Source organism: Gilliamella sp. wkB195, from assembly GCF_001690445.1.
Taxonomy (GTDB): domain Bacteria; phylum Pseudomonadota; class Gammaproteobacteria; order Enterobacterales; family Orbaceae; genus Gilliamella; species Gilliamella apicola_E.
Genome location: NZ_LZGP01000007.1, coordinates 1 through 11,717, shown reverse-complemented (window position 1 = coordinate 11,717; position 11,717 = coordinate 1). Strand labels below are relative to the sequence as shown.

Annotated in this window: 10 protein-coding genes and 2 rRNA genes; all 12 read right to left on the bottom strand. The window is 35.6% G+C overall.

Annotated elements, in window-relative coordinates:
• Positions 1–60 precede the first annotated feature (60 nt).
• Positions 61–2,754, bottom strand: a complete 2,694-nt coding sequence (gene gyrA / locus A9G08_RS01415) for a DNA topoisomerase (ATP-hydrolyzing) subunit A (protein ID WP_065561980.1) — start codon at positions 2,752–2,754, stop codon at positions 61–63.
• A 97-nt stretch (positions 2,755–2,851) separates the two neighbouring features.
• The gene (locus A9G08_RS01410; protein WP_065561979.1) at positions 2,852–3,430 is read right to left on the bottom strand and encodes an SIS domain-containing protein; all 579 of its coding nucleotides are present in this window, start codon (positions 3,428–3,430) and stop codon (positions 2,852–2,854) included.
• Positions 3,431–3,446: 16 nt separating this feature from the next.
• Positions 3,447–3,821 (bottom strand): YraN family protein, encoded by a 375-nt coding sequence (locus A9G08_RS01405; RefSeq protein ID WP_065561978.1) that lies wholly within the window; start codon positions 3,819–3,821, stop codon positions 3,447–3,449.
• Positions 3,784–5,637 (bottom strand): penicillin-binding protein activator, encoded by a 1,854-nt coding sequence (locus tag A9G08_RS01400; RefSeq protein WP_176701503.1) that lies wholly within the window; start codon positions 5,635–5,637, stop codon positions 3,784–3,786. The genes A9G08_RS01405 and A9G08_RS01400 overlap by 38 nt, the downstream gene beginning before the upstream one ends.
• A 20-nt stretch (positions 5,638–5,657) precedes the next feature.
• Positions 5,658–6,740, bottom strand: a complete 1,083-nt coding sequence (rlmM, locus tag A9G08_RS01395; RefSeq protein ID WP_065561976.1) for a 23S rRNA (cytidine(2498)-2'-O)-methyltransferase RlmM — start codon at positions 6,738–6,740, stop codon at positions 5,658–5,660.
• Positions 6,741–6,778: 38 nt separating this feature from the next.
• Complete coding sequence (gene lpxL / locus A9G08_RS01390; RefSeq protein WP_065561975.1) at positions 6,779–7,723, bottom strand: LpxL/LpxP family Kdo(2)-lipid IV(A) lauroyl/palmitoleoyl acyltransferase; 945 nt, start codon at positions 7,721–7,723, stop codon at positions 6,779–6,781.
• Between the two features lie 239 nt (positions 7,724–7,962).
• On the bottom strand, positions 7,963–8,757 hold the full coding sequence (thyA, locus tag A9G08_RS01385; protein ID WP_065561974.1) for a thymidylate synthase: 795 nt from the start codon (positions 8,755–8,757) through the stop codon (positions 7,963–7,965).
• The gene (gene lgt, locus A9G08_RS01380; RefSeq protein WP_065561973.1) at positions 8,754–9,623 is read right to left on the bottom strand and encodes a prolipoprotein diacylglyceryl transferase; all 870 of its coding nucleotides are present in this window, start codon (positions 9,621–9,623) and stop codon (positions 8,754–8,756) included. Before lgt ends, thyA begins: the two co-directional genes overlap by 4 nt.
• Positions 9,620–10,192 carry an RNA pyrophosphohydrolase gene (gene rppH, locus A9G08_RS01375; protein WP_065561972.1) on the bottom strand — a complete coding sequence of 191 codons (573 nt, stop codon included), beginning with the start codon at positions 10,190–10,192 and terminating at the stop codon, positions 9,620–9,622. The genes lgt and rppH overlap by 4 nt, the downstream gene beginning before the upstream one ends.
• 98 nt (positions 10,193–10,290) lie before the next feature.
• On the bottom strand, positions 10,291–10,851 hold the full coding sequence (locus A9G08_RS01370) for a YgjV family protein (RefSeq protein WP_065561971.1): 561 nt from the start codon (positions 10,849–10,851) through the stop codon (positions 10,291–10,293).
• 116 nt (positions 10,852–10,967) lie between these two features.
• Positions 10,968–11,083: ribosomal RNA gene (gene rrf / locus A9G08_RS01365) — 5S ribosomal RNA — on the bottom strand.
• Positions 11,084–11,234: 151 nt separating this feature from the next.
• Positions 11,235–11,717 (bottom strand): 23S ribosomal RNA (locus tag A9G08_RS01360); the annotation flags it as partial.

Below are 11,717 nucleotides of genomic sequence, written 5' to 3'. Positions count from 1 at the left end.
TGGTTTTCGAAAACAAAAAAGGATTAGTCTGTGTGGCTAATCCTTTTTTATAATTAAAAATTATTCTTCGGATTCTTGAGCGGAATCATCACTATCATAAGCCTCTTGGGACAATTCCGATTCATCATCATCTTCCGTTTCAGCAATTCGTTGTAATCCGACCACTTTTTCGTTTTCAGCTGTTCGAATTAAGGTTACCCCTTGAGTGTTTCGACCCACTATGCTTACTTCAGATACACGAGTACGTACTAAGGTACCCGCATCAGTAATCAGCATGATTTGGTCAGTTTCTTCAACTTGTACTGCACCAACTACTGCACCATTTCGTTCGCTCACTTTAATAGAGATAACCCCTTTTGTAGCGCGTGATTTAGTTGGATATAATTCTTGTTCAGTACGTTTTCCATAACCATTTTGAGTTGCAGTTAAGATTGCACCATTTCCTCGAGGAACAATTAGTGATACAACTTTATCATCACCTTCTAATTTAATACCTCGAACACCTGTCGCAGTTCGTCCCATGCAACGAACTTTATTCGCTGGGAATCGAACCACTTTACCATTAGCAGAGAATAACATAATGTCTTCAGTATTAGAGATTTGAGAGACTTCATCATCACTATCAGTCTCTTCAACAACCACATCATCGTTTAGTTCTTCATCATCAACGATATCAGATGTTTCATTACTTGTTAAATCAACGCCAATAAGTTCATCATCATCACGTAAGTTAATAGCAATTATGCCACCGCTTCGAGGACGACTAAATTCAATTAGAGAGGTTTTCTTAACCGTACCTTGTGCTGTTGCCATAAATACACAATGTTCATCATCAAATTCACGAACAGGTAGAATTGCTGTAATGCGTTCATCAGCTTCAAGTGGTAATAAATTAATAATTGGACGACCTCGAGAACCTCGGCTGGCTTCTGGTAATTGATACACTTTCATCCAATATAAACGGCCACGGCTAGAGAAACAAAGTATAGTATCGTGAGTATTAGCAACTAATAACTTCTCAACAAAATCTTCTTCTTTAATTTTTGTTGCCGATTTGCCTTTACCACCTCGACGTTGCGCTTCATAATCAGATAGCGGTTGATATTTCACATAACCTTGGTGAGAAAGTGTAACGACAACATCTTCCTGAGCAATTAAGTCTTCAATATTGATATCTGCGCTGCTTGCAGTAATCTCTGTTCTTCTTGCATCTTGGAATTGATCGCGAACCGCTTCAAGCTCTTCACGAATAACTTCCATTAATCTTTCAGGGCTTGCAAGAATATGGAGTAAACCACTAATTTGAATTAGTAACTCTTTATATTCATCAAGAATTTTTTCGTGTTCAAGCCCGGTTAAGCGATGTAAACGAAGATCTAAAATGGCTTGAGCTTGAGCTTCTGAAAGATAATAATGGCCATCTCGAATACCAAACTCTGGCGCTAAATCTTCTGGGCGAGCTGCATCATTACCAGCTTTTTCAAGCATTGCAGCAACATTACCTAGTTGCCAAGCTTGTGATAATAATTTAGCTTTAGCTTCAGAAGGTGTAGCTGCAGCACGAATTAATTCAATCACTGGGTCAATATTAGCTAATGCAATAGCTAAACCTTCCAATACATGCGCACGTTCACGAGCTTTACGAAGTTCATAAATAGTTCGACGCGTTACCACTTCACGGCGGTGAAGCACAAACGCTTCGATCATTTCTCTTAAATTTAATAGTTTTGGTTGGCCTTTATGTAAAGCCACCATATTAATACCAAAAGAAACTTGTAGTTGAGTTAATGAAAAAAGATTATTTAGAACAACTTCACCAACGGCATCGCGTTTAATTTCAATAACGATACGCATACCATCTTTATCTGACTCATCGCGCAGTGCTGAAATGCCTTCAATTTTTTTATCTTTGACTAACTCTGCAATCTTTTCGATTAATTTTTTCTTATTAACTTGATAAGGAATTTCATTAACAATAATCGTTTCACGACCAGTGTGATCATCAACTTCAACCGTTGCTTTAGAACGAATATAAATGATACCACGACCAGTTCGATAGGCATTTTCAATACCTTTACGTCCATTAATTAATGCTGCGGTAGGAAAATCTGGACCTTTAATATACTCCATTAAACCATCGACAGAGATATTTTCATCCTCAATGAATGCCAAGCAGCCATTAATCACTTCAGCTAAATTATGAGGAGGAATGTTAGTTGCCATACCAACTGCAATACCCGATGAACCATTAATGAGTAGATTAGGAATTCGAGTTGGAAGGACATCAGGGATCATTTCTGATCCATCATAGTTTGGCGAGAAGTCTACGGTTTCTTTGTCAAGATCTGTCAACAATGCACCGGCAAATTTTTGCATACGAATTTCGGTATAACGCATTGCAGCAGCAGAGTCGCCGTCAACAGAACCAAAGTTACCTTGACCATCAACAAGCATATAACGTAATGAGAATGGTTGTGCCATACGAACGATAGTGTCATAAACAGCAGAATCACCATGTGGATGATATTTACCGATTACATCCCCGACAACACGAGCAGATTTTCGGTAAGGTTTATTCCAGTCGTATCCAGCTTCATGCATAGCAAATAAAACTCGTCTATGGACGGGTTTTAGTCCGTCACGTACATCAGGCAAAGCACGCCCGACGATAACAGACATTGCATAATCAAGATAAGAGGATTTTAATTCGTCTTCAATATTGACGGGAGTTATTTCTTTGGCTAGTTCGGTCATAACACCATGTTCTCTTATTAATTTAAATCTTAAAATAGCTTATAATTATAGCACAAAAAACGCTATTAATGCAGAACTAAACTGTTTTTATTTCAACTTATTCTGTATGAATAAACAAAGTATTTTCAATTAATTGGCATAAACAGTTCAAAATCATTGTGTGCATTTCGTAAGCCATCACCTTTTTGTAAGATGGAATTCTAATTTCAATATCATTCTGACCAAGCAGCCCGATAACTTCACCACCATCAAATGCGGTTAATGCAACAATTTTCATATCTTTTATCACAGCTTCTTGGACGGCACGAATAATTGAGCGACTATTACCTTCACAAGTGGATATAATCAAAATATCACCTTGTTGCCCTAAAGCTTGAATTTGTCGCGCATATATCTCTTCATGATTTGATATTGCACTTAACAAAACATTATCCGAAACTAAAGCAATAGCAGGAATACTTGGCCTTTCAATGTCAAGACTTGTAATTAAGCGTGAAGTAAAGCTTTGTACATTGGCAGCTGCTGCCCCATTACCGCACCCCATAATCTTATTACCATTAAGTAATCCACCAACAATAATATTAGCTGCTTTTTCAATTGAAGAGCCTAGTGATTCCGCCATCACTATTTGAGTTTGAATACTTTCAGTAAAATAATTTTTTATTAAATCTTGCACGTTTTTCACCTAACCATTAAAACGCATTAACTATCCATTTTTGATCTTTGCCCGTTATGGCAAAAACATCAAATCTAAACTCTGTTTCTTCAATATTAAAGTTATTTTCTAACATCCAAAGTTGTGCAGCTTGTTTAATTTTAGATTGTTTATTAAACGATATTGTCATTTCAGCTTCACCAAAATGGGCATTTTTTCGATATCTAACTTCAATAAAGACCAAGCAGGTCTTGTCTCGCATAATTAAATCAATTTCACCAATTTGGTATAGGCTATTTTGTTCCAATAATACAAGTCCTTGCTTGGTTAAAAATTGGCAAGCTAATTGTTCATAATACTGACCAATTTTTTTACTATTCGCTTTGCTGTGAGGACTGATCAGATGCTTCATAAATATATTCTTGCCAAGAAAGTGATCGCGTTACTTCGCATTGATTACTTGTTGACAATTTACCGGTCATACCATCTAAAAAATTAGGTTGATAAGAATCCAATTGATTGAAACGATTAGCTAGTCTCCATGCATCAATACCCATAGCATATAATCGAGTTAAAGAATAATCTTTTTGAATATTGCCAGGGATAAGGGAAGACGTTCTATCAGATGACTTAATAATCAATGGAATATCAGCATACTCAGTTTTATTCATATCATAATTAAAATCATTTGAAGCGCTTGCCACATGGCTTTTAGAACTAGAATAAAGCGTAACTGATGATGATCCATTACCAATAGTTTTGCCCGCTCCCAAATCAAGCATTGGTTTTATTAACGTTAATTCGTCATATGATGCATAAACATAAATCGCGTCAAAACCAGCGGAACTTGATGATGTCGTAGCACTGCCATCATCAAAAGAGACTGGGCGGCCAGTTAAACTTATTCCACTATTATGATTCATATTGCCCCTTAAAGTACCGATACTACCAACATACTGGACATAAGCTTGAGAACCATTAGCAATTTGTGACCATTGTTTAGCAAAACTTTTAGCAACTCGTCTACCTAAATCAGTTTGTGGAACAATTAACAGTGGTTTTTGCTTATTTTGAGCATAAATATGGTCAGCTGCATCTTTTGCTTCATCTTCAGGAGATAATGCGAAGAAACACATCTTATTAGAGGAAACAGTGCCATCATCCACTTTATTTAATGCTAAAACAGGAATAGAAGGTGCTAACTGTTTTATTTTAATGACTTCTTCTTTCAATAATGGACCAACAATTAATTCAGCATTTTGTGCTTGAGCTTGTTCAATTAAGCTTTCCATTGGTAATGATGCGGTATCTAAAACAACAACATTTTGTTGCGGCTCTTGTGGATAAAATTTAACTGCATCAACATAACCTTGACGAATTGTATTACCAAATATACGAGAAGAGCCATTTAAAGGTAATAATAAAGCAACTGTTTTCGTATTTACATTATCAACAGAAAGCTTTTGGCCACCTATTAGCGCCGAAACAATCTCTTGAGCTGGATGATTTGGATATCTTGATGACCAATCTTCAATAGCTTGTTTTAATTGTGCACTTTGACTACTATTTGTTGCATCAACAACATCAGTACTATCACCTGACTGAGCTAATGCTTTTTTATTATTACTTTTATATGTATAACTTAAATCAATCCAACCCCTTAATATTACTTCATTATCAGCAGCAGAAATTTGACTTATCTGACTTGCAGATAGTTTGCTAAAGAATTTCCAAGTATTATTTAATATCTGCTTTTGATGTTTTTCTGGGGCAAATTTTTGTAAAGATAAATAATCATGAGCTTGTTCATTTATATTTCTAGCTTTGCGATCTAAAGCTAATTTTATTGAATAATAACGATATGATTGTGAATCATTTAATTTATCAGCAGATAGTTGATTAAGATTAAATGGCTGTCCTTTTCTGGAGGCTATTTCGCCTTGAGATAACAATTGGTCTTTTTGTTGTTCAGCATTAAGATTAGTAGGGAGCTCAGATAATAATTTGTTTGCTTGAGACAATTTATTCTCATTTATTAAAGCCCGCACAGCTAACAATTGCCAATCGATTTTGGCATTTCCTGAACTTGATTCAGCTTGCGACAAATAATAATTGGAATCTTTAGTCTCATCATATTTACCACTTTTCGATAAGCTGAGATTACAGCCAATTAAAAGCGAAAATAATGCTAACATAACAATAGCATAAAAGGATTGTTTTAATTTCATACCCATTCTCTTATAAATTTTCATCCCCAAATTCGTTGCACATGAACAGTCACTTCTTCACGATCGTGATAAAGCTGCTTAGCCTGAATTTGTACATTGATTTGATTATTATTTAGTTCTTTTATTAGTAATTGTAAATTTTGTTTTACTTCTTCATAACGTTTTTTCATTGGCAACTTGAGATTAAAAATTGTCTCTCGGCACCAACCATTAATAAGCCACTTGGCAATTAATTCTGTTACTTTGGCTGGTTTTTCAACCATATCACACACTAGCCAATAAATATTATGCTTTTTAGGTATAAATTTGAAGCCATCTTCACGATAATGTTTAACTTGCCCTGACTCCATAAGTTTTTCATTCATCGGACCATTATCTATAGCATATACCATCATGCTTCTTTTGACTAATTGATAAGTCCACCCTCCAGGACACGCACCTAAATCAACTGCATTTAAACCACCTTTTAGTCGTTCATCCCACTCTTCATAAGGAATAAAAATATGAAAAGCTTCTTCTAGTTTTAACGTTGAACGGCTTGGCGCATCGGCTGGAAATTTTAATCTTGGTATTCCCATATAAAAAGGCGAACTATTTTGACTTAAAGAATATCCTACATAGCAACTATTATTGTTAATAAATAATAGATGAATTACTGGTCGCGATGGATTTTGAACTTTTAAAAGGATGCGCTTAGTTCGTAAAGCTTGTCGAAGAGGGACCGTAAATTTTCGACAAAACCCTGCTAACTGTTTACCTTCATTCGTATCAGCAACTTCGACCCGCAAATCACCAGCTTTATCAACAATGCCAGATAACGCCTCGATTATAGGTGTGATACGATCTTCAGTTGGTAAATCAACTAATAAATCACCTGCAACAAACATTTGTCTGGCAAAAATCAGTGTTCGAAATGAAATTTCTTTAATCAACAATTGAGCATCACCATCTTGGTAACATTCAAATATTATATAACCACTATTTTCTTTAACTTTCGCAAATCCAAATATCTCTTTTTGTATTGCCCTATCAGTTATTTCTGCCGCACATTCTTTTTCGAATCCAGGCCGGCAATACAAAATTATTTTATTTAGTTTTTGCATATCGTATCTTATCGTTTTTCACAATCGAATTTGTTAAATTAATCTGATTGAACTTTATCAGTATATAAAGGCGCATCACCTTTAGGACGAGTTTTAAATCGTCGATGCAACCACATATATTGTTCTGGTGCTTTAAGGATTTCTTGTTCAATTGCTTTATTCATAAACGTGGCTGCTTGAACATCATCATCGATAGGATATCCCTTAAGTTCAGGAGTCACATAAACGGTATAATGACCTTTTGTTTCACGTTTAGGGGTGAAAGGTATAATTGCTGGTTGACCTAATTTAACTAAAATTCTCGTCCCTATTGTGGTTGCGGCTTTTTCGACAGCAAAAAGTGGAGCAAATACACTATTTTTAGGGCCATAATCATGATCAGGGGCATACCATAACAATTCACCATTTTTTAGTGCTCTAATCATGCCTTTAGTATTATAGCGATCCAACATATATTTGTTTGATTTTAACCGTCCTTTTAATTGAATATAATCCATAACGGGATTATCGTTTGGTCGATAGACACCAACACCAGGATGGCTCATTCCTAAAATACGTGCACCTAGCTCTAATGTTAAAAAATGAATCCCAATTAATAGAACACCTTGTCCTGATTGTTGTATGCGAGTGATATGCGAATCACCTACAATTGAAGAGTGTTTAGCAAGTCTTTTATCTGACCAAAACCAAGCCATACCCGTTTCAAATATAGCAAGTCCAGTTGAAATAAAATTATCTCTTAATATTTTATCGCGTTCTTGATCAGTTTTTTCAGGAAAACATAGTTTCAAGTTCTGTTTTGCGGTTTCTTTACGCTTACCGATTAACTTCATTGAAAGCAATCCTAAGCCTTTTCCTATTTGATAAATTATTGGATATGGCAACAATACGATTAGATATAAAACACTAATACCAAACCACGTTAACCAGTAACGAGGATGTAATAACCGTTTTGTAAAAGTAGGATGAATTTCTTGACTCATATTAAGATTAAATAACAATTTAAACAAAGTGAATCATTATATACCAATCTTGAATCAAGCGGCAGAAAAATAAAATAATTAAGCATGATGGAACATCATTTTATTAATAGATTTTTTTGTAAAGATAATGTTTTTAAAAAGATGTTAGGGATTAAATTGATTAATCCCTGCTCTATAATTTTTAGTAATTTTTGTATTGAAACATGCTCAAAAAGGCCGCTCCTCAACTTTTTTTGATTCTAAATAGCTACAGGCGCCTTAATTGCAGGGTAGGGGTCATACCCAACAATTTCGAAATCTTCAAACTCATAATTAAAAATTGTAGGTGGCTTACGTTTAATAACAAGTTTAGGCAATGGTTTCGGCTCACGACTTAATTGTAAATGGGTCTGTTCCATATGGTTAGAATAGAGATGTGTGTCACCACCAGTCCAAACAAAATCACCAACTTCTAAATCACACTGCTGAGCAATCATATGAACCAATAATGAATAACTGGCAATGTTAAAGGGTAATCCTAAAAATACATCACATGAACGTTGGTAAAGTTGACACGAGAGTTTACCTTGAGCAACATAAAACTGAAAAAAAGCATGACATGGCGCTAATGCCATCTGATCCAGTTCGCCAACATTCCATGCAGAAACGATCATTCGTCTTGAATCAGGATCATGTTTAATTTGTTCAATTAATTGAGAGATTTGATCTATCTGACGGCCATCAGCGGCTCCCCAAGCACGCCATTGTTTACCATAAACTGGGCCAAGATCACCATTTTCATCTGCCCATTCATCCCATATCGTTACTTTGTTATCTTTTAAATAATTAATATTGGTATCCCCTTTAAGAAACCAAAGCAATTCATAGATAATTGAACGTAAATGACATTTTTTTGTTGTTACCAACGGAAAGCCATCTTGCAAATTAAATCGCATTTGATGACCAAAGATCGATAATGTACCTGTCCCTGTTCGATCTGATTTAGGTGTTCCCTCATCTAAAATTTTTTGCATTAATGCTAAATATTGTTTCATTTTGAGATAACCTTATTGTTAAATCTATATGCATATAAAAGGATCAATATCCCACCAATAATCATTGGTAGACAGAGAATTTGTCCCATACTAATAAAATTCAAAAATAATCCTAACTGTTCATCTGGTTGTCTGAAGAACTCTATGATGAATCTGAATATTCCATAGCAAACCAAAAATAGCCCTGACACAGCACCTGTTGGACGTGGTTTACGGATAAAAAGGTTCAAGATAATAAATAAGACTATACCTTCAAATACCATTTCATAAATTTGTGATGGGTGTCTTGGTAAAACACCATTTAATTGGCTATATAAAGAAAACCATTCGGGATGTGATTGTACAAACATAAAATCGGCATGAGTCGAAGTCGGAAATAACATACCAATTGATGAGTTAGTTACACGCCCCCAAAGTTCACCGTTAATAAAATTACCAAAACGACCAAACATCAAACCGATCGGAACTAACGGTGCAACAAAATCAGCTACTTGCATAAATGTTTTTTGGGTCTTTTTAGCAAATATAGCAATTACGCAAATTGCACCAATCAATCCACCATGGAAAGACATGCCGCCTTCCCAAACTCGAAATAAGATTGCAGGCTCATCAATAAAAGCATCAAAGTTATAAAATAATATATAGCCTAATCGTCCACCAATGAAGAGACCTAAAAATCCCCAGAATAGTAAATTTTCAACTTGTTGCGATGTCCAATTACTATTTGGTTTGTTAGCTCGACGCTTAGCTAAATATAAGGCGCCAAGTATGCCAAATAAATACATTGCACCGTACCAGTGTAAGGAAATAGGTCCGATTGAAAAAGCAATGGGATCAAAATTGGGGAATTGTAAAAATTGGTTCATTTTTTAACACGCTGTTTATTTTTTCGTTTATGAGTAAAGAAGTTAAATCGTTTTTTCTTAGAAAGATTTGTTATAGGATCTTCTATGTCAGATTGTATAGTAAAAACTGGTAAAGAAAACTCTTTCATCGCCTTACGATATACATCACGCTTAAAAGCAATAACCTGCCTTATAGGATACCAATAACTTACCCACTTCCAATCATCAAATTCTGGAGTTGGTGAAATATTTAAGTTTATTACCGATGTATCAGATATTAATTCTAATAAAAACCACTTCTGCTTTTGGCCGATACACACTGGCTGATTATCCCAACGAATCATTCGTTTAGGTAGTTTATACCTTAGCCAACCATTGGTAACCGACAAAACTCTTACATCTTTGGGTTGTAATCCTACTTCTTCATTAAGTTCACGAAACATTGCTTGTTCAGGCGTTTCGTTTTGTTTTATTCCGCCCTGAGGAAACTGCCAAGAATTTTGCCCGTATCGACGAGCCCAAAGTACTTGACCATACCTGTTACAAATAACGATTCCTACATTTGGACGGTAGCCATCATTATCGATCACTGACTACCTCAAAAATTTATTTTTTTATATAACTGAATTGTTTCATACATACACTAATAAATAAATAGGAAATTGATATTAATCGACTAAATCTAATATTATATACGAGATTTTTGAGATAATTTAATAATAGTAATTATATTAATTAGCGCAAATGTTATCTCTATCGCTAGGCTTCCTAAAGATCCTATCCATAAACTATAAATGATCCATAAAGCACTACTCAATAATATAAGTAATCGCATCTTTTGTTGTTCAAATCGAAATAGCGCAATGGTGACTAATGTCGTTCCAATAACCGAGAAATAATTAATGAATTGCTTCCAATCCGGCGTTGTAAAAAAATAAAATATCCACATCAATGCAATAAAGAAAAACATTGCTAAAAAATTCTTAGTATAAGTCGAAGTAACATTTCTAAAAATATTTACAATATTGAGTATAGCAGCAGGATAGGATTCAGGACCTAATAAATAAAAATGCAGCGTCATAATGACGTTAACAATCGTTAATTGCCATCGAAATGCATTATCATTACGTTGCAAAAAGGCACTAACACCGACAAGATAACCTAATATACCAATTAGTTGAGGAACTGTTGTGTATTTTTCAATAAAATCTGAACCAAAAAATTGATATAAAAAGTTTAAATTATCCACTGTTTACTCCTTAGACAAATGGATCTGAATAATAAATGATTCATGAATATACTTTTACTAATTGTAGAATGCAAAAAAGCCCAGCATTGCTGCTGGGCTTTCGCTCTAATTTAAAAGTCTGGCGGCACCCTACTCTCACATGGGTAATACCCACACTACCATCGGCACTACGGCGTTTCACTTCTGAGTTCGGCATGGGGTCAGGTGGGACCACCGCGCTATTACCGCCAGACATATTCTGTCTTCTCTTTTTCAACTGATGATGATTATCACATATCTTCACCAATCGCTCAATCCGGAACAAACTGTTTTATTAATCTTTAACCATCTTTCGATGATTTCTTAATCTCAACTTCGCGTATCCCAAAACAACTCCGAGTTGTAAGGTTAAGACTCTCGGTTCATTAGTATCAGTTAGCTCAATGTATCACTACACTTACACACCTGACCTATCTACGTCTTAGTCTCAAACGGACCTTACTGAATCTCTTCAGGGAAAACTCATCTCGAGGCTAGTTTCGTGCTTAGATGCTTTCAGCACTTATCTATTCCGCACGTAGCTACCGGGCAATGCAATTGGCATCACAACCCGAACACCAGCGGTGCGTTCACTTCGGTCCTCTCGTACTAGAAGCAAACCCTCTCAATTTTCCTACGCCCATGGCAGATAGGGACCGAACTGTCTCACGACGTTCTAAACCCAGCTCGCGTACCACTTTAAACGGCGAACAGCCGTACCCTTGGGACCTACTTCAGCCCCAGGATGTGATGAGCCGACATCGAGGTGCCAAACACCGCCGTCGATATGAACTCTTGGGCGGTATCAGCCTGTTATCCCCGGAGTACCTTTTATCCGTTGAGCGATG

Excerpts from the sequence above, each read along its gene's own strand:
- gyrA (WP_065561980.1), bottom strand. The coding sequence starts at position 2,754 with ATGACCGAACTAGCCAAAGAAATAACTCCCGTCAATATTGAAGACGAA.
- A9G08_RS01405 (WP_065561978.1), bottom strand. The coding sequence starts at position 3,821 with ATGAAGCATCTGATCAGTCCTCACAGCAAAGCGAATAGTAAAAAAATT.
- A9G08_RS01400 (WP_176701503.1), bottom strand. The coding sequence starts at position 5,637 with ATGAAATTAAAACAATCCTTTTATGCTATTGTTATGTTAGCATTATTT.
- rlmM (WP_065561976.1), bottom strand. The coding sequence starts at position 6,740 with ATGCAAAAACTAAATAAAATAATTTTGTATTGCCGGCCTGGATTCGAA.
- lpxL (WP_065561975.1), bottom strand. The coding sequence starts at position 7,723 with ATGAGTCAAGAAATTCATCCTACTTTTACAAAACGGTTATTACATCCT.
- thyA (WP_065561974.1), bottom strand. The coding sequence starts at position 8,757 with ATGAAACAATATTTAGCATTAATGCAAAAAATTTTAGATGAGGGAACA.
- lgt (WP_065561973.1), bottom strand. The coding sequence starts at position 9,623 with ATGAACCAATTTTTACAATTCCCCAATTTTGATCCCATTGCTTTTTCA.